A 20,008-nucleotide genomic window follows, 5' to 3' on the forward strand; every position below is an offset into this window, starting at 1 on the left:
GGCAAACTTCTCGAAATCACAGAACAGGGCTGCTGGATCCGCGGGAGCGGTGGCCAGCTCCTGTAGGAGCTGTTCGTCTTAGACAGCTCGAAGCATTCGGCGATGGGAAGCCGACTGAGTGCTAAAGAGAAAGACGTCACGGGCAAAGAGATTCAGCATGGCTTCAGCCTCCTCGATTGCCCACGGAGATGATCCACCGAAGTTTTTCGTCTTCGTCCACCACATTTTCTCTATACATTTGACGCTCCCAGTTCGGTTGTTAACCGTCACTGTAGTCATCGAGCCCGTGCGGAAAATCGAAATCATCTAGGGCAGACATAGTCTCCGGCTATGTACCGCTGACGCAGCGCCGTCAAAGTTTGAAGGCGCGAAATTGACAGCTCATAGCGCCGAAGAGGGCATCGGTTGCGCGATGCCCCCAGTCTCAGGTCGCTAGACGTCAGGCAACCTGCGCGATCAGCTCGATCTCCACGCATGCGCCCAAGGGCAACTGCGCCACTCCGAAGGCGGAACGAGCATGGCGACCTTTGTCGCCGAATACCTCGGCAAGCAAGTCGCTTGCACCGTTCGTAACCAAATGCTGATTATCGAAATCACCTGTCGAGTTCACCATCGAAGTCAACTTAACGATCATCTCCAACTTGTTGAGGTCGCCGCTCGCGTGATGGAGCGTGGAAATCAGATCGATCGCGACTGCCCTCGCAGCTTGAGTACCTTCCTCTATTGAAACCCTGTCCCCAAGCTGCCCGGCCCAGACGAGACCACCACGCTTCGCAAGATGTCCTGAGAGGTAAAGCAGCTTTCCCGATCGAATGTAGGGGAGATAAGAGGCGGCCGGCACCGCCACGTCACCAAGTTCTATATTTAGGTCTCTCAGCCGGTCGTAAACGCTCATTGCACCGATCCTTTGTCTGTCTTATTCGGCTGCCTGATTGGCCGCGACTTTTTTCGCAAAAGCTTTTCCGTTCGGGCTCAGTCGAATACCCTCACGCAGATTGCGCCAGGGCAAATCTGCAGGGTTCGCCGAAAACGGCCCCGGTGCTTCGACCACGATGATCTGTTCTGCTATCGCAGAAAAATCAGCGCGAAAATGAACCGAACTCTTATTTACCAGGATGCTCATATTTTCGGGCTCGATGCCGACTGCGCGATACATGTTTCTATCTAGCAGCTGAGCTTTGTTCGATGTGACCACGATGCGGACACCATCGATTTTCAACTGAGCCGATGGACCGAGCTCGGCCTGCTTTCCGTGCATCATAGGCCCTCCGTAGACGAGCTTTCCGTCAGAGAGATTTTCCACCGTGAAAGTTGCGACAAGAGGCGTGTCACCTGGTACTTGTGCGCAGCCGCCGAGCGCGATCTCGATCTGCGCACCAACGCCGGCTTTATGGGCTGCAGCCGCTGCAACAGGATCACACACCAATCCGAGAGCGGCATTTTTTGCTCCGTTCCGGAGCAATGACTTCAAAATCCCGGTGGTACTGGAGGTCCCTCCAACGCCTGGATTGTCCTGCGTATCTGCCAGAATGACGGGTTTTCCTGCGGACGCCGCAACGTGCATCGCGTGAAGCACCGCGTCATCGGGCTTCTCAAACTCGACGCTCCAAGCAGTCTCGGCATCCAGGACGCGATTATACAATGCCCCAACAGCGGTATCGATTTTGCCGCTATCGTCGTCATATCCCCATACGGTAGGACCACATTCGGCGAAGTCGGACGCAGGGAATCCGGGTGCAAACGACAAGGAAAGAACGTCGGTTTCGAGTTCTTCCAGAAAATCGTACATGCCTCGTGCTGGTTGCAGCATCGTCGACATCGCATTGACAGGGATGAGGAATGGCAATCTCCGCGATGCCAGCGCCAAGGGCTTGCCCGACGCTTGCAGGTGGAGGAGAAGTTTGCCGCACGTACTCCAGTCTCTGCCATATCCACGTGCGGATAGGTCCGGTAAGCGACGACGGCGTCCGCAACGCTCCACAGAAGGTCGGTGACGTTCGCGTGGGAATCCAGCGAGACGACGATTTTTACGTCCGGTCCCACAATACTGCGAACGCGTGATACTAGCTCACCTTCTCCGTCGTCGAGGTCCTCGGTTACTTGCGCACCATGGAGATCGAGATAAATCGCATCGTAGGTGAGATTCTTCACACCTTCGATGATTTCCCCGGCAATACGCTCGTACGCATCGGTCGTCGTATGTGCTGAAGCACCTGCGCCCGCCCAGACGACCGGCGTTACGGAATGGCCAAGCCCCGTTACATGCTTGATGAACCCTCCGATGGGGATATTGACATCTGCAAGCTTCAGGACGTCTTGTCCGTGAGCCATCGACGGAAAGTCTTCTCCGTTCAAGAAGCTTGCATATGTCGCCTTCGTAGGTGCGAACGTGTTGGTTTCGTGCTGAAAGCCGGCAATCAGGATGTTCACGGTAATTCCTTTCTTTAGGCGAAAAAATGCGTTTTCCGAAAGCCGGTAATTCAGCGGAACGATATCGCTGGTGTCTCAAAGTCCTGAGAGGCCGTCGGTTGATGAGAGGATCATGAGCCGAGTTCTGTGTTCCATCAATAGCAATTTAAGTGTAGAAGCGTTGCCTGCAGGGCAACGATGGAGTGCGACATGCGGGAACTCAACCAAGCAAGGCTCAGGTATTTCCAAGCGGTTTTCGAACGGAGATCAATTCGCGGAGCCGCAGATATTCTGAATACCGCGCCATCGGTGATAACCCGCCAAATATCGCTGCTTGAGGACGAAATCGGGCATGTGCTGTTCGAACGCCAAGCGCGCGGGATGAAACCGAATGAGGCGGCACAACATGTCATGGATTATGTGAGAGGTTGCCGCGACCACCGTCACCAACTCAGCGAGCGACTGGATGCGATAGACAGGCTCGACGAGGGCTCGGTCCGCATCGTCCTCAGCGAGGGCTACGTAGACCACCTCGTGCAGCAGGTCATTGGTCCGTTCTGCTCTGAGCATCCGCGATTGAACGTGACGCTCGAGGCACTTCCTGTCCGGAAGATTATGAGCGAACTTGCGGAGGACAACGCTCACCTGGGATTGGCCTATAATCCTCAAGCTGAGGCGCAGATCAACTTCGTCGCGACCGTAGCTGCTCCGACAAAGCTTCTCGTTCGCGCTGGGCACCCCCTGACGCGAAGCAGTTCAGTTCCGCTGCTCGAGAGGATGGCCGAGTTCCCACTCGCGCTGATGCCATCGGGATACGGAGTTTCCCAACTGATCGAAGCGTTGCAATACTCGGAACACATAACGTTTCGCCCGGCGTTCACCAGTGGCTCCGTCGTTGCATTGAAGCAGTACGTTAAGTCCACTCAGGGAATTGCCTTTATTGGAGCCGGAGTTGCTGTGGCGTCTGACGTTGCGACCGGCGAGTTGGCACTGATAGATATCGACCACCAGCTTTGCCAGTCAGCCAAGTTGCGTCTCATGGTAAGGAGAGGGCGTGCTCTCCCGCCCGCCGCCAGCCGCTTGCTCTCCAACATCAAGGGCAAGCTCTTGTCTTTTGGCGGCTAAGCCCGGGAGGCGACATCAGCAAAATCGCGACTGGTTACCCGGTTGCAGATAATCTTGTTCTTGTAATCGTATGTAGAACGACGTCCCTCCGACAACCAACGATACAAAAAGCTACCGTTCGAGACATACCACAGATACATCGGCCCAGCAGATAACGGGGGTACTTTCCGATCTCAAATGGAGCATCCCGATGTCATCCTCTTTAATGAATATGAACCGTCGCAATTTCATGGCCACGGCGGCTATCGCCGGGGCGGTCACAATGATCAACCCCGCGCTTTCCTTTGCGACCGGCGCATCTTCAGACGAAATCAAGCCTTTCAAGGTGAACGTCCCTGATAGTGCCATCACCGAACTCAAGCAGCGTTTGGCGATGGCCAGGTGGCCGCAAAAGGAAAATGTCGCGGACGACTCGCAGGGCCTTCAGCTTGAGCAGTTCCGTTCCCTCGTCGATTACTGGCAGAATGGCTACGATTGGCGGAAGATCGAGGCAAAGCTCAACTCGCTTCCAATGTTCATCACCGAGATCGACGGACTGGACATCCACTTCATTCATGTGAAGTCAAAGCACGAAAATGCAATGCCGCTCATTATGACTCACGGATGGCCAGGCTCCATCCTAGAGATGATGAAGGTCATTGATCCCTTGACCGACCCGACTGCTCACGGCGGTAAGGCAGAAGACGCATTCCACTTGGTGGTTCCATCGATTCCCGGCTTTGGCTTCTCTGGAAAGCCAACGACCACTGGCTGGGGTTCGGATCACATCGGCCGGGCATGGGGAACCCTCATGAACCGCCTTGGGTATGAGAAGTTCGTCTCCCAGGGCGGCGATTGCGGATCAGTCATCTCGCAGCGTATGGCTCACCAGAACGTGCCAGGCCTTCTTGGTATCCACCTCAGCATGCCGGCCGTTGTGCCCAAGGACATTGCCCACAGCCTGGCCGCGGGTGATCCGCCGCCCGCTTCGCTTACCAGCGAAGAAGTGGCGACATACAAGCAGCTCGCTGATTTCTATCGTGAAAATTCTGCCTATGCCGCCATGATGGTTTCCCGCCCGCAGACCATCGGCTATTCCCTCGTCGACTCGCCGGTCGGTATGGCAGCGTGGATGTACGACAAGTTCGTAACTTGGACGTACAGCAACAAGCAGCCGGAAAAGGTCCTCACCCGAGACGAGATGCTCGACGATATCTCGCTGTATTGGTTCACTGAGACGGGAACGTCGGCCGCTCAGATCTACTGGGAAGACAAGACAAACAACTTCAACGCTCTCGACAAGATTCCGTCGGTACCCGTTGCGGTCAGTATCTTTCCAGGCGAAATCTTCCAGGCACCGAAGTCGTGGGTGGATCGCGCGTACGGCAATCTGATCTACTTCAATAAGGTCGCTAATGGCGGCCACTTCGCCTCCTGGGAGCAGCCGGTTCTGTTCACGGAAGAAGTACGCGCGGCATTCCGGTCGCTCCGCTAACGACGAGGTGCCTGCGACCGCTGCTCGCGCGGCCGCAGGCACCGCCTAATCCATGGTCATCCTTGTGGCCGACTTCGAGCATCGCAGTGAGGACAGACGGATGAAGAAGCCGATCCCGCTATTTCTGGTCGTCTTTCTCTTTGGCGGTAGCATCATATGCAATCGCGTGACGCCGCTCATCCTTGGCCTGCCGCTCTTCTTCGTGTGGACCATCTTTAGCGTAGTGCTGATCTTCGCGATGATGTGGCTTGTGTTCCTATCGGACCCACAAAACAAACGGCAAGACACGGACCACGACGGCTGGCTTGGCTGAAGCCTGATTGGTGCTCAGCCATCTTCCATTTTCATGCCCCTACAAAAATCCGGTCTAGAAATATAGGCCCATAGCGGAGGTCATAGCCTTGCGTAACAACACAAATCCCGGCGGCGTGGATAGATCGTCGCGACGCTTATTGCTGCTCTTCGGTGTTTTCCTGATTGCGATGAACTTGCGCGCTCCTTTCACGGGCGTCGCTCCGTTGCTCGACATGTTGAAAGCCACCTTCGATCTCAATGCAGCCCAGGCCGGGCTCTTGATCACACTACCCCTTCTGGCATTCTCCATTGTCTCACCGTTCGCAGCGAGCCTGGCTACCCGTTTTGGGCTAGAACGTACGCTGATGATGTCGCTGATCATTATTGCCGGCGGGATATTCGTAAGGTCTTCAGGATCAGGTATTGGCCTTTACATCGGAACCGCGATCATTGGTGGCGGGATAGCGATCGGGAACGTGCTTCTTCCAAGCATTCTCAAGCGTGATTTTCCCGAACGAGTGGCATCGCTGACTGCCGCGTACGTTCTCGTCATGGGCTGCACTGCTGCAGGCTTGTCGACTTTGGCGGTTCCGTTCGCGCATATGGAAAATTCGGACTGGAGACTGGCTCTAGCGGCATCCGTGCTGCTTCCAATTCTTGCGGCCCTCGCGTGGTTGCCCCAACTGCGTTCCAGCGGCCCAACCACGATGTCCAATAAGAAGGCGGCAGGGCAGGGCCGCATATGGCATTCACCTCTGGCATGGCAGGTCACGCTGTTTCTCGGGCTTGATTGCTTTCTGTACTATGTTGGGGTGAGTTGGTTGCCCGCTATCCTACGCGACGCTAGCTTCACTGAGGCACAAGCGGGTTCGATGCATGGGGTACTCTTGCTTTCCACGGCATTGCCTGGATTGGTGCTAATTCCGCTAGCGCCGCGAATGAAGGATCAGCGCCACGCGGCCTGCCTGCTCGCCCTTTCGATTATGATCGGCCTGATGGGACTGCACATTTTGCCGAGCCTCGCCGTATTGTGGATCGTGTTCTTCGGCTTTGGCGCTGGTGGTGGACTCATTCTCGCATTGTCATTCGTCAGTTTGCGGACAGTGAACGCCAGCGACGCGGCAGCATTGTCAGGAATGTCGCAATGCATCGGATATCTGCTCGCCGCGACCGGGCCGACATTGGTAGGCTCAATCCATGATGCGTCGGGCGGCTGGGGTACCCCCCTTATCGTATGTGCTGCTCTCAGTATCGCAATGGCCGTCGTAGGTCTGCTCGCAGGTCGAAATGTCCAAGTCACGCTTGATGTGGCTTCGCGACCAGTGAGGGTGCGGTAAAGAGTAATAAGGAAGCTTGCCGGGCGGAGTGGATCTGGGTTGCCAGATTCGCTCCGCCTTTGCTTTACTTGGAAAAAGCCTCTCGTTTAAAGTTAGTCTCTTCCCCAATCTGCTAGTTTTTGCCCATTGGACCGAACTGTCCAGCGTAGTCGCATCGCGCCTAGCAGAAGCCTCAACTGCGTAGAGGAAGCTATGTGTTTTTCGATCTTCGAGGTTTAGTTGACCGAGGCGTCTTCAGCGAGTTCGGCTATTCGGATTTTCGTGTGGAAGCGCCCTCTTGAGAGAACACCTCCACGTTGCAATTAGAAAGTCCGAGCTACTGCGTCGGGCTTGGCCGACGCCACGATTGGCCGGAACACGAGTCCCGGTCGATGACGTCTGCCAAGGCGGACGACCGCATGCCCACAGAACAGTCTCGTTACATGGACATCGGAACCCTTTGTACCGATCGGCACATCGGGGTGCGGGCGGCGGTAGCCAATCTTCGCCGCTTTGATTGTCCGATGAACGTCCTGCCACGAGCCGAGTTCGTCGGGCACCTTCCCATTCTTCCATAGACGGGAAACGCACCCTTCCTCGAGGGCTGGCACATCTCCTCGATCGAGGACGAACGATCGAACTTCGCTGTTCCACATGGAAATCCGAATGGCCGCGAGTTCAACCAGGAAGCAGGGGAGTGTTGGATGGAAGATCGTAGATGACCCGCCCATAGACTTCATAGACAGTGTTTATCGACAGGCCGGCATGCGAGACCGCTACTCGAAGGTCACGCCAGCAATGGTTAAGCGAGTTACCTTCTCTGGCGAAACTCCCTCCGGATCCGTCCGCCAACAAATCCACTGCCTCCCACGCAAGACGAGACGAGAAAGCCGCATCACGCCAAATTCGTGCCTTCTGCTCTCTGGTAAAACTACGCCCCGTTTTTGCAGCTCGCTCGATCTCATCGATTGAGTACCGCGCAATTGTATCAGCCGCATCAATCTTCGCTGTCGCTTCCCCGACCTGAAGATGGGTAACCGGCGCGTCGCTTTGCTTTGGATAGAACGTCATTGCAATCTTGCGCTTCACCGAGTTGTCGATGAAACGGTCGAGTGCTCCTTTGGCTATCGCGATAGCGGTCGAGGACATCTTGACCATGATCGTCGGTACAACAGCTTGCTTGTAAAGCGGTGACAAACTCACTCGGTCGTTGGGATACACCTCTGACAGAATATTCTGATGTGAAATCAACCTCTCGTCGGGGATGAATAGGTCGTCGACCCGGACCGAAGAACTTCCGGAACCACGAAGACCAATGGAATTCCAATCATCCAGGATGGTAAGTGAAGAGACTGGCACTAGCCCATGGAATACATGAGTTGGAATTCCCTGCTCGTTGATAATGGGAATCCCCAGGATGTTCCAACCAGCGTGGTGTATACCGCTGTTAAACGACCACTCGCCTTCGTTGATGAGTACGCCACCGTCGACTTTCTGCGCCGATATCCGGGTTGGAGCAAGCACAGCACTTGTGAGGGGGTTTTCGCTCTCAAATACCTGACGGCTAACAGCCTCGGAATAGAACGTGGAAACCATCCAGCTCGCAGAGCCCATAATCGAGTAGGTCCAAGCGACCGAACCATCGGCTTTTCCCAGCTCCTGAACGATTTCGTAAAAGACGTCGAGCCCGACTTCAGCACCGCCGATCTCTTTTGGCACGAGCGCACTCATCAACCGCCTCTGCTTGAGGTCGTCAATCGTGCGCTCTGGAAGTCGGCGAAGATCAGCCGTTTCGCTGCTTCGCTCAATAAGCGCATCCTTTAGCGACCTTGCCTCGAGCACCAACGGATGTATCGAAGACTGATAGTTGAGTACGCTCATGCCGACCTCGAATGCTTTCTTAGACAAACTATTTGATCGTCATTCTATTCCGCGACTGCCGCTACAATTTTGTTTCAACGGACTCGCCCTTTGTTACGATCGTAATGGTTGGCCCAAAGCTCTTGGCGGCTTAGCATCGGGGGCAAGCCGAACCCTAATAATTGTATCGATCTGTACAGAGGCGCCCTCCTACATACTTCATTACATAGAGCCATTTTCTCGACATAACGAGGATACATCGCGAGGGTCATATCGTGTGGTCATTCTTACCAACAGGAGATCACATGCCCCTCAATCCTCACATTCTCGCGGCGTTCACGGTAGGAGCTATGGCTCTTTCCGGACCTGCAATGGCGGACCAGAAGCCAACCGTTGTGTTGGTCCACGGGGCCTTTGCCGAGTCCAATAGCTGGAACGGTGTCGTCAAGGACTTGGAAGCCGATGGCTATCCGGTAGTCGGTGCCGCGAATCCGCTTCGCAGCGTCAAGGGCGATGCGGCATACGTCTCCTCGATCCTCGCAGGCATCAAAGGACCAGTCATTCTTGTAGGTCACTCCTACGGCGGTAGCGTGATCTCGAACGCTGCAAATGGCCATGACAATGTAAAAGCACTCGTCTACGTAGCGGCGTTTGCCCCCGAAGCGGGGGAGAGTGCGGCAGACCTTAGCGGAAAATTTCCTGGCTCCACTTTAGCTCCAACCCTGGCCGCCCCCGTGACTCTGCCGGACGGTGGACACGACCTTTACATCGAGCAGTCGAAGTTCCGCAGTCAGTTCGCAGCCGACGTGCCTGCAGCCGAGGCAAAGCTGATGGCTGCTGGTCAGCGTCCGATCACCGAGGCGGCATTGAAGGAGCCGGCTGGCGAGCCCGCCTGGAAGAAAATTCCGTCGTGGTTTGTCTACGGCGACGCCGACAAGAATATTCCTGCTGCCGCGATGGCCTGGATGGCCGAGCGAGCCAAGGCGAAGGACACAGTCGTCGTCAAGGGCGCATCTCACGTCCTCATGGTGTCTCACCCTGACACCGTAGCTAAGCTTATCGAAAAAGCAGCTGCGAGCAGCAAGTGAGGTCATCCTCCGGCTTTCGTTAAGGATGCCGGAGCAACCCGCCGCAATGTCGACGACACTCGATCGACGAAACCGCCTACTTATAGGCTAAGACAAAAGGACATCCCGATGACCATGAGCGCTGTAACCATCCCCCTCGCCGCTACGCGTCGCGTTGCAACAATTGCCTGCCTAACAAAGGCAACTCGGGTGACAGCCGTGATCGCGGCAGTGGGGACGTCTGTCTTCGCCGCAAATGTCGCCTCTGCTATCGAGAGGAGGCCTGCGGCCTCGCTTACTTGCGGAATGGCCAAAGACATCGTTGACCGAGATGGTGCAGTCATTCTTCGCTATCCCTCCGAACGGATTGCGGGGCTGACGCTTTACGATCGCTACGTTCGCAACGAGCATCAGTGCGACACCAATCAGACAATTCCGAAGCAGATCCAGACCGCAGACGACACAACCTGCGAGCTGTCCATATGCCGGCAGGTACGCAAAACCCGCGACTAATCGAAGAGCTAGAGCGCCCGGTCGTAGTCGCCTTCAAGCGAGGATGGAAAATGAGTGAACTCAGCAATCACGTTGTTCCTGCCGCGACCTCTTTTGCAGGCCGATCATCCAGTACAGGTGATCAAGCGCGTTGCGCTGTCCTGAACGCCTCCGACTTCAACCAAATAAAGCCGGATTTTCAGAACTGCGACCAGGGCGCTCTTACGATCGACTACAGCCTCACAATAGATGAGGAAATCGACAACACTCGCGTTACCTTGATGTTCTCAGCGATGTTTTCCCAGCGCAGTTTGGATGGCATTGTGCAATATCTCTCTAAACATGGAGATGCATTTCAGTTATTAGCGGCCGAGGCTCTGCGATCTGCGCTGCGACGAGATCCTTAGCACACTCGATGTCGCTGCCGTGGAATTCATATTGGACGGAATAGGACATTCCATGATCTTGTCAGTCAAACGATTTTCGCGGAGATGAAGATGAAGGACCTTACTCAGTGTGTTTTGACGCCCCACGTCAGGACGGATGGTTTCGATAGCCTCGGCGTTGCAACGTATCGGGCATCAACCATCGTGTTCAAGAACGCCGAAGAATATGCCAAGCGCGGAGAGCGTGGACACGACGGGTATAGTTACGGCCTTTATGGAACTCCCACGACAAGGACACTCGAAGAAAAATTGAGTGCGCTTGAGCAGGGAGTTCGGACCTTCCTCGTCCCCTCTGGGCAGGCAGCAAGCTCTGTGCTGATGCTCGCGTTTCTGAGTGCAGGGGACAAAATACTTATCCCTGACAGCGTCTACCCACCCGTTCGAGACTTTGCCAACACCGATCTCGCCCGGTTTGGGATTGAAGTCGAGTTCTACGATCCGACCTCGGTAGCAGATATCGAGAGGCGGGTCGACGCAAAGACAAAGATAGTTTGGTGTGAGTCTCCCGGTTCGACGACGATGGAAGTCCAAGACCTCCCACGCATCGTCCAGATCGCCCATCGCCATGGAGCTTTGGTTGGGTGCGATAACACGTGGGCGACGCCACTGAACTACAAGCCGCTCGCACTTGGTGCTGACATGGTGACCGAAGGGCTTACGAAATTTATCTCCGGTCATTCGGACCTTCTGATGGGTTCGATAACCGTCAACAATCCTGGTTTGATTGGGCCCATACGCTCAACGCTCGGGCGCTTGGGGGTTGGCACGTCGCCCGACGATGCTACTCTTGTTCTCCGCGGTATCGAGACTCTCGGCGTGCGGCTCGCACACTCGAACAGAGTTGCGTCTGTCCTGATCGATTTGCTCAAGGACAACCCACACGTGGTGCGGATTTTATCTCCGGCGCTTCCAGATTCTCCAGGCCACGGAATATGGAAACGAGACTTCGCGGGCTCAAGCCCGGTGTTCAGTTTACAGCTGACGCCAGAAGCGACCAAACATGCGTCAGCCGCACTTGATGTCCTCAATACTTTCGCGATCGGCGCGTCCTGGGGTGGTACTAGAAGCCTAATCGCGCCGATGTCCGTGAAGTCCAATCGAACGGTCAGGGCCTGGGAAGGCGATGACCTATTGCTGCGTTTGAGCATAGGTCTTGAGGATATTGACGATCTCAAAGCCGATCTTGTCGCTTTGTTTGGCGAGATATCGTCTCGCATTGCCGGCACACTTGAGTAACATCGCTCGCCCCATGTGCAGCCTCCCATACGGAAGGCTGCACTCATGGTCGGGCGAGGCTCGATGACGACGGAAGCTCAGTTTCGGTTCGCGGTGAACGCTACCGATCGCAGCCTGGTGTCCTGCAAGTATAGGCCCAGCCAAGTAGCGGTGCCGAGGACAAGCGACACGAACTGGGGCGGCGACAGGATCTCGCCTACCCGAAGGTGCGTGCAGATAGCACCACCCAGGAACCCCGTAATCATAACCGCTCCGAGAAACGCAGTAACGGGAACCGCGTATAGGAGTGCCGAGACTATGCAGAGAGCGCCGATCACAGACGCTAAATGGAAGGGAAATTGCACTGCCTCCATTTCCGCCTGCAGGAGGTTGGGTGCGACGAGATTGACCGCACCATCTGCAACCAGGGCTGCGATCACAAAAACGGACAGAATACGACCGATCATGACAGACATCTTGTTTCCTATCGAATTTGATTATTGTGAAGGTGTGAGCCGACGGAGGTTCAGCTTCGTACGGAGTTCGAATCCAATTCCACCGAAGAAGGCTAGGGCGGCCCTGTTGGTACCATGCACGTGCACGTAGGGAATGCGGCCGATCGAAACGATCTTGCCTGAAACGTATCTACTGAGCAGAGACGCAACGCCGCGTCCTCGGAATTCCGGGTGTGTGCAGACACCGCTTAACTCAACGAAGCCTGGCTGTCTCATACGCTGGCCTGCCATGGCGACAAGTTTGCCCTGTGCCTTCACTCCCCAAAACGGACCTAATCGCTGAGATTGCAGCGAGAATGGGCCGGGCTTCGTCAGTTCTGCCAACTCCATCATCTCGGATGCGTCGGCCTCAGTCAGCAACTCTATCTCTGGATCGTGGATAAGCGGGAGGCGTTTGCTCAGAACCAACTGATGCAAGCTGAAATATCCGAGGGACGTCATGCCCGCTGGAATCGGGATGTCATCCAGCTCGAACATAGCAATCATTTCGTCCGCAGACGGCATTTGTGCTAGGTCGTCCATGCTCTCTTTTGTGAGGTCCAGAGCCGCGGCAAAAGGACCTATTGCCGCCGGATATCTCCATGCACGTCCGAGCCTTACCGCAAACTCGGCGTGATCCGTCTGAAGAGCGCTCCAAATGGGTCGATCTAAAATGTGTTTCATAGGTCTGTCCTAACGCACAGGAAGGGTGGCTCCTTCGTTTGAGGAATGTCCGCCAATAGCTCCAGGTTGGACGTTCAGAGACTTTCGAGGAGGGGGCTATACGATCGACGATAAAGTTTTGTGCCGACGCTTCTGAGAATGAGGCCACGAACGAAGTCGGGCGCACTGCGAAGTTTGTCGCGGGCATGTGACTGCTCGCGAACCCATGAAACTCGCTCTCTCCTGCGGGCTTGGTAGCTCGAGAGCGCATCGGCGAGCAGTGGGCGGCGCGACACGCATTCGCTAAGCACGATCGCGTCTTCAATTGCCAGCGCTGCGCCCTGCGCCATGCTCGGCGAGGACGCATGAGCAGCATCTCCGATCAAAACGAGATGGTCGGCGATGTAGTCGCGAAGAGGCACTTCTTCTATCAAAGAGCGATGGGCAATTGTCTCGTCGTTCAGGCCTGCGACGACCGATCCAACAGGGCCAGCGAAGTTCTTAAAAAGGTGCCGCAGCCGGGAAATTGATCCACAGCGAAACATGTCGGACGGACAGTCGGCATATATGTAAAGCTTGGAGTGGGTCAGGGGAATGCCAAGGAGTGTGAGCTTGCTTCCTAGCATTGCTGTCCAGTCGGTGACTGACCCCTGATGATCAATGAGCAGTCTCCATGCACCCAGCCCAAGGGCGACGGGGGCAGAATCGGGAAACTCCGCAGCACGTAGAGACGAACGAATTCCGTCGGCTCCAATAACCAAATCGTAATGTTCGAAGCTTCCGTCGGAGAAGTGGACCTCCCTCTTGCCTGCGCGCGCGAGGGTGTGCGTAACAGTCATGTCGTATTTGATGGAACTGCTAGAAAGCGAGAACCTTAAAATATCGAGGAGCGACTGTCGGCGCAGCGTCACGCATGGACCGCAATCCGCCCATATCGACTGGGTCTCGACAGAGTTGAGAACAGCACCCCGCGGCGACGTAATAGTCTGTCGTTGAATAGGAAATGCAACGCTCGAGACTTTGTGCTCCAAGCCGAGCTGGCGTAGAGCGCGCATCGCGTTCCCGAGCAGGAATATGCTGTGGCCTGCATTGGGAGATGCACTTTGCCGTTCGACGATGTCTGGCGAGAACCCCTGCATTTCGAACGCTCTAGCGGCTGCAAGTCCCCCGATCCCGGCCCCCACAATCAAAATCTTCAAGTTCTGGCTCCGTTGATTGGCCGCGTTATCGGCCGTCCAAGTCCCCGCTTAAAGGAGCCTAGTTGCAAATCGGCTTCAAATCCAAATGTTTGGATTTCAATTGTAAACGGCGTACGGGTCAAAGCCTTTCGTCCGTCGCCGGTTTCAGGTGTAATCAGTTTTGGGACGCTTAAAACAGCGCGGTAATTGTCCGGAACGTAGAAATCTGCAGCGTAGCAATGCAGAGGAGACTGGATGATGTACCGGCAAAACATAGCCAATCTACATGGTGATTTCATTACGGATGGAGGGATGAACACGACCCTGATGTTCCGGCACGGCATCGAAATTCCGCTTTTCGCAACTTTCGTTCTCATGGATACAAGCGAGGGTAGGCAGCAGCTCAGAGCCTATTATCTCGAGTACATCGAACTGGCGCAGAAATATGGAAAGGGGCTCATTCTCGAAACACCGACATGGCGTGCAAATCGTGATTGGGGTCTGCGGCTTGGCTACGATCTGACTCAACTGGACCGGGTCAATCGGGAATCTGTGCAAATGCTGATCGGACTGCGGGACGAGTTTGGTGACGAGGCATCTCGGATACTAATAAATGGGACGATCGGTCCACAGGGTGACGGTTACAAACTATCTGATCTGTCGGTTGAGGAGGCTGAAGAATATCACAGCCACCAAATCGCGTCGCTGTCGAAAACTGACGTTGACATGGTGACTGGATACACTTTGACCACGGTCGCCGAGGCCACTGGTATCGCTCTTGCGGCAGCCAATCATGGGGTTCCGAGTGTGATATCGTTTACTGTCGAGACAAATGGCCGGCTACTTGACGGGACATCGCTTGGCGAAGCGATAAATCAGATTGATGCTGCGACAGGCCGATCCCCTGCCTACTACATGATCAACTGCTCTCACCCTTCCCACATCATGCCTGGCCTGGACCCTTCGGCGGAGTGGTCATCTCGCTTGCGCGGGGTGAGGGCAAACGCTTCCAGTCAAAGCCACGACAGCCTTGATGGGGCCGAACAGATTGACGCCGGCCATGCGCTCGACCTGGCCGAACAGTACAAGACCATGACGCGGAGCCTGCCAGCGATAAATATCTATGGTGGCTGCTGTGGGACCGACTGCAGCCATGTCGCGGCAATTTGCGAGGCCTGTCACTAGGCCAAACGGTAGCGCGCTTGCCGAGGAGCACTCTATTGCCATGAGTTGTAACTCGGCAAGCTCGTTCGCAATGTCAAACCATAGGGCAGCAGGCGAAGTTCGGAACCAAAGCTACCCAAGGGCGTGAAGAGCGACGCTCGTCTTGCACCATCCCTTTACGGAAAGCAGCAACTACCACTAGCCCAGCAGCCTCGTCTCTGATCGCCGACAACACTGCGATACATCTCGGGGCGTTCACCGACACATCTCAGATACATCGCCAGCGCAAACATCTTTTGGGTAAACCGGACGTAGTTCTCGGTTTCAGCGAAGTCGGCAGCATCGTGTGCCGACCACACGAAAGGCGTGGAGATGAGTCTCAAAACAACTACACTCACTGGCGTGGCCGTACTGGCAGCCGTGATAGGCTTCAAGGAGATCCTTCCGGAAACACTCGGACCGATTCCGTTCGTTTCTGACACCTCTGGTACCAAGCAGATTACTGGTTCGCCGTTGGCAGCTGGAACCAAAATCAAAGAGGTTACTGTTCCTGGAGTAGGGCCACTTCCGGCCTTAGGCGAATTTCCTTCACTCGAAGGTGCTACAGGCTGGTTGAACTCCGAAGCTCTTACGCCCCAGAGCCTCAAGGGCAAGGTGGTCCTCGTTAACTTCTGGACCTTCGCCTGCGGTGACTGTGTTAGCGCTCTGCCGACCATAAAGTCGTGGGCGGAAGCGTACAAAAAAGATGGGCTAGTGGTGGTAGGTGTTCATTCGCCTGAATTCGCCTTCGAGAAAAATCGCTCGAGCCTTGAACAAGCCGTGAGCCGCTATGGCGTGGACTATCCCGTGGCGATCGATAACGACTTTTCGGTCTGGAAGGCGTTTGAAAATGTCTACTGGCCGGAACAGTACGTCATCGATGCAGATGGTATCGTTCGCTACCATCATCTCGGTGCCGCTGACTACAACACGACGCAGGCCGTGATCGAGGCATTGCTGAAGTCGCGGAAAGCGTCGCAGACGGCCTCGACAACTCCTCCAACCACAAGCGGGACGGCCCAAGCAGCACCAGCGGGCTAGACGGCCCAACACTCAGGTGTGTTAGCTGCCAAGTCCTGCGGCACTATCTGTTGTTGTTGAAGGCACTGCCGCAGGTCGCTCTATCAGTGTTTGGTTTCGTTCAGTGACCGCTTCGCTGAAAGCATCGACATTAACGTGATCCCTTGCGTCAGCAGTTGTTCGGCTGCCACCAGATCCAGTTCGCCAAAGTGAAGCCGACAGCCACGCAGAGTGCATGCAATGCTATGTGCGTTTGCCAGCAGTCTGCTATCGCCGCTTTCCTCAGCATTTGCCGAAGTGTTCTCGAGCGCCTCTACGACGTTAGCGACAATCTCGGAACGCTCGCGAGCGCTCATTTCGGTGAGTGTCTTCGAACTGTCGTCCATTTTTAGTGTCTCGATTGAATGGGGCTGTTCGCTCGGTGAGCGCCTACCGTCGTATATGGCGATGCTGCCCGGCCCGACCAAATCATGGCTGATGCCCACCAAGCGCATGGCCGACCACGATCCAGTGGCGCTTCCTATTGCGTTACAAATTTGGCTGATCGCGAAATATCCGAGACACTTGTGTTCTTCACAAAGGCAGGCAACGGAACCTGCCGCCGCCAGTCGGCCAACTGTGAAAGGATGCTCTCAATGAGGAAGACAGCGCTAGCGTTGCGGCATGTGCACTTCGAAGACCTCGGTTCGTTCGGTGACGCTCTATCCGCGTGGGGATACGAAATAAGGTACAGCGATGTTGGAGAAGAGCCCTTTTGCCAGGGCGATCCATGCGCAAGCGACCTGTTGATCGTCCTCGGCGGTCCAGTAGGCGTGTACGAAGACGCTTACCCGTTTCTGGATACCGAATGGAAATTCATTCGCACCCGTCTGGAGGCGGGCTTGCCAACCTTGGGTATATGCCTGGGCGCACAGCTCATCGCTTCTGCACTCGGTGAGAGGGTCTATTCGACAGGACTCAAGGAGATCGGCTTCTCCCCGCTGACTGTCACAGAGGAGGGGCACGAGAGTCCGCTGGTTCACTTTGACGGTGTACAAGTACTCCACTGGCACGGTGACACCTACACGCTGCCCATAGGAGCGCAGAACCTCGCATCGACGAGCGTTGTCGAACAGCAGGCATTCTCCATTGGTCCGAATGTGCTAGGAATCCAGTTCCACCCCGAAGTGGAGACGGATGGACGGTTCGAGCGATGGCTCATAGGTCATTCAGCGGAGCTAGCTGGTTGCGGGATCGACACTGAAGGATTGCGGACCGATGCCCGAATGCATGGACAACGACTCAAGATGGCGGCGCACATGATGCTCCAGGATTGGTTGACGGGAATCGAGCTGCAGCAATGAGCGGACATCAACTCCTCAGTTTGCGCATCGGACCCTTGGCACCCCTTGGCCCTCGATGTGTCGAGAGCGGCACAGGCAAAAAGCAGGTGCACGAGCCGTTGCGGCTATCAACTCTTGGCTTCGAGGGGGATATGCAAGGCGACCGGGAGAGACACGGCGGGCCAGAGAAGGCAGTCCACCACTATCCGTTCGACCACTACAGCAAATGGAACGACGACCTGGGTGGGCATGAGATGCTTGGAGAGCCGGGGGCGTTCGGTGAAAACCTGTCGACCGTCGGCATCACTGAACGATCTGTTGCTGTAGGCGACGTCTTCTCGCTTGGATCATCGATCGTCGAAGTAAGCCAAGGAAGGCAACCCTGCTGGCGGCTGGACGAGCGTTTTGGTCGCAAGACGATGGCGCATGAAGTCCAGTCGACGGGCCGAACCGGATGGTACTACCGTGTGCTTCAGGAAGGCGTCGTAGCACCGCACGCGCGTCTGGAATTGATCGAGCGAAAATCGCCCGAGTGGACACTCGCCAGGATTTGGCGGGCCTTCTATGTGGATACGCTCAACGTTGAAGAGTTGAGAGGAATCGCGACTATCGCGTCGCTCGCTGACAGTTGGCGGAGCTACGCGTTACGCCGTCTGGATAGCGGCAGGGTTGAGGACTGGTCCAGACGGCTAAATGGTCGTTAGGGGCTTGCCAAGACGGTGAGGGGACCCACCCGGCGAATTCCCGCATGTCCGTCCACCCTTGGAAAGTCACCTGCCACCGAGATTCTTGGCATCGCTCTGAGTATAGCCGATAAGCTCTCCTCAAGCTCTGCTATTGCAAGTGCTTCCCTTAGACACCTGTGTAGTCCGCCGCCCAACGCCTGATGCCATTATTAACGTGGGCGATCGATTAATAAGCAATCCGGATCGGTGTATCGGCCTGGATCACGCATCGCAGAAATCGATGGTCCATCGTCAGGTTCTCAGAGTCGAAATTAAGTGTGTTTCGCATCGTCGCCTCCATGATTGGGGGACGACGATGCCTTCGCGATGTTTCCGTACGCGTAACAAAAAGCCGCACGTTTGTTGCTGGTGCAATGACCGAGGGTCTATCGGAGCGAGTTGAAGGCGGCCCGTAGGTCGCTGGTCAGAGCCTCTGGTTGCTCCCAAGCGGCGAAGTGGCCACCCTTCTCATGCCGATTATAGTAGATCAGGTTAGGGAATGCCTGCTTTGCCCAGCTTTCGGGAGCCTGGTAAAGTTCGTCTGGGAAGGCGCTGACAGCGACCGGAAGCTTAACGTCCTTAGGCGCAAAGAATGCCAGCTTGTTTTCCCAATAGAGGCGCGCCGACGACACCGCTGTGTTCGTCAGCCAATAGAGCGTGACGTTGTCCAGAACGTCGTCACGCGTCAGGCCTTCTTCATGCCCATCAAATACGCGAGCGATCAGCTGATAACTCTTCGCGTCATGATCCAGCATCCACGAGGCTAGGCCGATCGGTGAGTCCTCTACCCCGTAAAGGGTCTGTGGACGCGCGGTCATCTCCTGTGCGTAGGCCAGGCCGTGCTCGTAGAAGAAGTCCAGCTGACCATAGGCACGCTTCTCGTCCGCCGAGAGGTTCGCCGGGGCTGGCTTGTTCGCATCCAACGATTTCTGGATCTCGTCCGGAACAGCGCCAGGCATGTTTGTATGAATGCCAAGGAGACCTGCCGGGGCCTGAACGCCCATCTGCTCAGTTACCGCATCACCCCAGTCGCCACCCTGAGCAACGTACTTCGTGTAGCCCAAACGCTTCATAAGTTCGGCCCATGTACGGGCAATGCGACCGGGCTCCCACCCCAGTTCGGTAGGCTTTCCTGAGAATCCGTACCCCGGCAAAGAGGGAATCACGACGTCGAACGCGTCAGCCTCAGTCCCGCCGTGGGCAGTGGGATCCGTCAGCGGATCAATGATTTTCAGTTGCTCGATGATCGAACCCGGCCAGCCGTGCGTGACGATCATTGGCAACGCGTTTTTGTTCTTAGACTTCACATGAATGAAGTGGATGTCCACGCCATCGATATTGGTGACGAACTGGGGAAGGCTATTTAGCTTCGCTTCCACGCGACGCCAGTCGTAGTCGGTAGACCAATACGCTGCCAGCTTTCTCATTGTTTCGCGCTGGACACCTTGGGTGTCGTCTTTGACCAATTCTTGGCTCGGCCATTTCGTGGCCGAGATACGTCGACGCAAGTCAGCAAGTTCTTCGTCGGTGGCGTGATACTGGAACTGTCTGATGGACTTGTCGTCCGGCCTTTTCATCGAGAGATCGGCAGCGGGGGTGGTCGTGGCGGCAGTCTCGGCGTGTGAGGACATTGGCAGTCCAGTGACAATGAGCAGCGCAGTGGTTGCGATCAGTCTGCTGAGATTGGAATTGGTCAACATTAGGT

Annotated in this window: 19 protein-coding genes and 1 pseudogene; 12 read left to right on the forward strand and 8 right to left on the reverse strand. The window is 55.7% G+C overall.

The features are described 5' to 3' along the window. Positions 1-439: 439 nt before the first annotated feature. Together QTL96_RS24945 and QTL96_RS24950 are read right to left on the reverse strand one after the other, a co-directional pair. Positions 440-895: a RidA family protein gene (locus QTL96_RS24945; RefSeq protein ID WP_289729601.1), complete on the reverse strand. Its 456-nt coding sequence runs from the start codon at positions 893-895 to the stop codon at positions 440-442. Between the two features lie 21 nt (positions 896-916). Then, positions 917-2,430, reverse strand: a pseudogene (locus QTL96_RS24950) (M81 family metallopeptidase). A 189-nt stretch (positions 2,431-2,619) separates the two neighbouring features. Here QTL96_RS24950 and QTL96_RS24955 point away from each other — a divergent pair. The 4 genes from QTL96_RS24955 to QTL96_RS24970 all read left to right on the forward strand — a co-directional run bounded on the left by QTL96_RS24955 (position 2,620) and on the right by QTL96_RS24970 (position 6,639). Beyond that, positions 2,620-3,534 carry a LysR family transcriptional regulator gene (locus tag QTL96_RS24955; protein WP_289729602.1) on the forward strand — a complete coding sequence of 305 codons (915 nt, stop codon included), beginning with the start codon at positions 2,620-2,622 and terminating at the stop codon, positions 3,532-3,534. Positions 3,535-3,724: 190 nt separating this feature from the next. Further along, positions 3,725-5,008: an epoxide hydrolase family protein gene (locus QTL96_RS24960; protein ID WP_289729603.1), complete on the forward strand. Its 1,284-nt coding sequence runs from the start codon at positions 3,725-3,727 to the stop codon at positions 5,006-5,008. Between the two features lie 100 nt (positions 5,009-5,108). After that, positions 5,109-5,321, forward strand: coding sequence for a DUF3311 domain-containing protein (locus tag QTL96_RS24965; protein ID WP_289729604.1), 213 nt, complete (start codon positions 5,109-5,111; stop codon positions 5,319-5,321). Positions 5,322-5,409: 88 nt separating this feature from the next. Beyond that, entirely contained in the window at positions 5,410-6,639 is a 1,230-nt protein-coding gene (locus QTL96_RS24970; RefSeq protein ID WP_289729605.1) for an MFS transporter, read from the forward strand. Positions 6,640-7,296: 657 nt separating this feature from the next. Here the strand turns inward: QTL96_RS24970 and QTL96_RS24975 are convergent. Beyond that, positions 7,297-8,499: an acyl-CoA dehydrogenase family protein gene (locus QTL96_RS24975; RefSeq protein WP_289729606.1), complete on the reverse strand. Its 1,203-nt coding sequence runs from the start codon at positions 8,497-8,499 to the stop codon at positions 7,297-7,299. Positions 8,500-8,828: 329 nt separating this feature from the next. Between QTL96_RS24975 and QTL96_RS24980 the strand changes: the two genes are divergently transcribed. The 4 genes from QTL96_RS24980 (at position 8,829) to QTL96_RS24995 (ending at position 11,719) form a co-directional block, all read left to right on the forward strand. Then, entirely contained in the window at positions 8,829-9,566 is a 738-nt protein-coding gene (locus QTL96_RS24980; RefSeq protein WP_289729630.1) for an alpha/beta hydrolase, read from the forward strand. A gap of 108 nt (positions 9,567-9,674) precedes the next feature. Beyond that, positions 9,675-10,058, forward strand: a complete 384-nt coding sequence (locus QTL96_RS24985) for a hypothetical protein (RefSeq protein WP_289729607.1) — start codon at positions 9,675-9,677, stop codon at positions 10,056-10,058. A gap of 50 nt (positions 10,059-10,108) precedes the next feature. Next, positions 10,109-10,444: a hypothetical protein gene (locus tag QTL96_RS24990; protein ID WP_289729608.1), complete on the forward strand. Its 336-nt coding sequence runs from the start codon at positions 10,109-10,111 to the stop codon at positions 10,442-10,444. A 90-nt stretch (positions 10,445-10,534) separates the two neighbouring features. Continuing rightward, complete coding sequence (locus QTL96_RS24995; RefSeq protein WP_289729609.1) at positions 10,535-11,719, forward strand: PLP-dependent aspartate aminotransferase family protein; 1,185 nt, start codon at positions 10,535-10,537, stop codon at positions 11,717-11,719. A gap of 77 nt (positions 11,720-11,796) precedes the next feature. Here QTL96_RS24995 and QTL96_RS25000 read toward each other — a convergent pair whose 3' ends face one another. The 3 genes from QTL96_RS25000 to QTL96_RS25010 all read right to left on the reverse strand — a co-directional run bounded on the left by QTL96_RS25000 (position 11,797) and on the right by QTL96_RS25010 (position 14,054). Then, positions 11,797-12,174, reverse strand: coding sequence for a DoxX family protein (locus QTL96_RS25000; RefSeq protein WP_289729610.1), 378 nt, complete (start codon positions 12,172-12,174; stop codon positions 11,797-11,799). A gap of 21 nt (positions 12,175-12,195) precedes the next feature. Further along, positions 12,196-12,876, reverse strand: a complete 681-nt coding sequence (locus tag QTL96_RS25005; RefSeq protein ID WP_289729611.1) for a GNAT family N-acetyltransferase — start codon at positions 12,874-12,876, stop codon at positions 12,196-12,198. Between the two features lie 74 nt (positions 12,877-12,950). Then, positions 12,951-14,054, reverse strand: coding sequence for an FAD-dependent monooxygenase (locus QTL96_RS25010; protein ID WP_289729612.1), 1,104 nt, complete (start codon positions 14,052-14,054; stop codon positions 12,951-12,953). 234 nt (positions 14,055-14,288) lie between these two features. Between QTL96_RS25010 and QTL96_RS25015 the strand changes: the two genes are divergently transcribed. Together QTL96_RS25015 and QTL96_RS25020 are read left to right on the forward strand one after the other, a co-directional pair. Beyond that, entirely contained in the window at positions 14,289-15,218 is a 930-nt protein-coding gene (locus QTL96_RS25015; protein ID WP_289729613.1) for a homocysteine S-methyltransferase family protein, read from the forward strand. Between the two features lie 351 nt (positions 15,219-15,569). After that, positions 15,570-16,277 carry a redoxin family protein gene (locus QTL96_RS25020; protein ID WP_289729614.1) on the forward strand — a complete coding sequence of 236 codons (708 nt, stop codon included), beginning with the start codon at positions 15,570-15,572 and terminating at the stop codon, positions 16,275-16,277. 83 nt (positions 16,278-16,360) lie between these two features. Here QTL96_RS25020 and QTL96_RS25025 read toward each other — a convergent pair whose 3' ends face one another. Beyond that, complete coding sequence (locus tag QTL96_RS25025) at positions 16,361-16,642, reverse strand: hypothetical protein (RefSeq protein ID WP_289729615.1); 282 nt, start codon at positions 16,640-16,642, stop codon at positions 16,361-16,363. Between the two features lie 249 nt (positions 16,643-16,891). On the opposite strand from QTL96_RS25025, the gene QTL96_RS25030 reads away from it, so the two are divergent. Then, on the forward strand, positions 16,892-17,599 hold the full coding sequence (locus tag QTL96_RS25030; RefSeq protein WP_354669146.1) for a glutamine amidotransferase: 708 nt from the start codon (positions 16,892-16,894) through the stop codon (positions 17,597-17,599). Continuing rightward, complete coding sequence (locus QTL96_RS25035; RefSeq protein WP_289729616.1) at positions 17,596-18,282, forward strand: MOSC domain-containing protein; 687 nt, start codon at positions 17,596-17,598, stop codon at positions 18,280-18,282. Before QTL96_RS25030 ends, QTL96_RS25035 begins: the two co-directional genes overlap by 4 nt. Before the next feature lie 407 nt (positions 18,283-18,689). Here QTL96_RS25035 and QTL96_RS25040 read toward each other — a convergent pair whose 3' ends face one another. Continuing rightward, positions 18,690-20,003, reverse strand: a complete 1,314-nt coding sequence (locus QTL96_RS25040) for an epoxide hydrolase family protein (RefSeq protein WP_289729617.1) — start codon at positions 20,001-20,003, stop codon at positions 18,690-18,692. Positions 20,004-20,008: the final 5 nt, after the last annotated feature.

The organism is Rhizobium sp. S163 (assembly GCF_030380805.1).
Lineage (GTDB): Bacteria > Pseudomonadota > Alphaproteobacteria > Rhizobiales > Rhizobiaceae > Rhizobium.

What these genes read in the sequence shown, in the direction of transcription:
- QTL96_RS24945 (WP_289729601.1), bottom strand. Translation starts at nt 895, where the DNA reads ATGAGCGTTTACGACCGGCTGAGAGACCTAAATATAGAACTTGGTGAC.
- QTL96_RS24955 (WP_289729602.1), top strand. Translation starts at nt 2,620, where the DNA reads ATGCGGGAACTCAACCAAGCAAGGCTCAGGTATTTCCAAGCGGTTTTC.
- QTL96_RS24960 (WP_289729603.1), top strand. Translation starts at nt 3,725, where the DNA reads ATGTCATCCTCTTTAATGAATATGAACCGTCGCAATTTCATGGCCACG.
- QTL96_RS24965 (WP_289729604.1), top strand. Translation starts at nt 5,109, where the DNA reads ATGAAGAAGCCGATCCCGCTATTTCTGGTCGTCTTTCTCTTTGGCGGT.
- QTL96_RS24975 (WP_289729606.1), bottom strand. Translation starts at nt 8,499, where the DNA reads ATGAGCGTACTCAACTATCAGTCTTCGATACATCCGTTGGTGCTCGAG.
- QTL96_RS24980 (WP_289729630.1), top strand. Translation starts at nt 8,829, where the DNA reads ATGGCTCTTTCCGGACCTGCAATGGCGGACCAGAAGCCAACCGTTGTG.
- QTL96_RS24985 (WP_289729607.1), top strand. Translation starts at nt 9,675, where the DNA reads ATGACCATGAGCGCTGTAACCATCCCCCTCGCCGCTACGCGTCGCGTT.
- QTL96_RS24990 (WP_289729608.1), top strand. Translation starts at nt 10,109, where the DNA reads ATGAGTGAACTCAGCAATCACGTTGTTCCTGCCGCGACCTCTTTTGCA.
- QTL96_RS24995 (WP_289729609.1), top strand. Translation starts at nt 10,535, where the DNA reads ATGAAGGACCTTACTCAGTGTGTTTTGACGCCCCACGTCAGGACGGAT.
- QTL96_RS25000 (WP_289729610.1), bottom strand. Translation starts at nt 12,174, where the DNA reads ATGTCTGTCATGATCGGTCGTATTCTGTCCGTTTTTGTGATCGCAGCC.
- QTL96_RS25005 (WP_289729611.1), bottom strand. Translation starts at nt 12,876, where the DNA reads ATGAAACACATTTTAGATCGACCCATTTGGAGCGCTCTTCAGACGGAT.
- QTL96_RS25015 (WP_289729613.1), top strand. Translation starts at nt 14,289, where the DNA reads ATGATGTACCGGCAAAACATAGCCAATCTACATGGTGATTTCATTACG.
- QTL96_RS25020 (WP_289729614.1), top strand. Translation starts at nt 15,570, where the DNA reads ATGAGTCTCAAAACAACTACACTCACTGGCGTGGCCGTACTGGCAGCC.
- QTL96_RS25025 (WP_289729615.1), bottom strand. Translation starts at nt 16,642, where the DNA reads ATGGACGACAGTTCGAAGACACTCACCGAAATGAGCGCTCGCGAGCGT.
- QTL96_RS25030 (WP_354669146.1), top strand. Translation starts at nt 16,892, where the DNA reads ATGAGGAAGACAGCGCTAGCGTTGCGGCATGTGCACTTCGAAGACCTC.
- QTL96_RS25035 (WP_289729616.1), top strand. Translation starts at nt 17,596, where the DNA reads ATGAGCGGACATCAACTCCTCAGTTTGCGCATCGGACCCTTGGCACCC.
- QTL96_RS25040 (WP_289729617.1), bottom strand. Translation starts at nt 20,003, where the DNA reads ATGTTGACCAATTCCAATCTCAGCAGACTGATCGCAACCACTGCGCTG.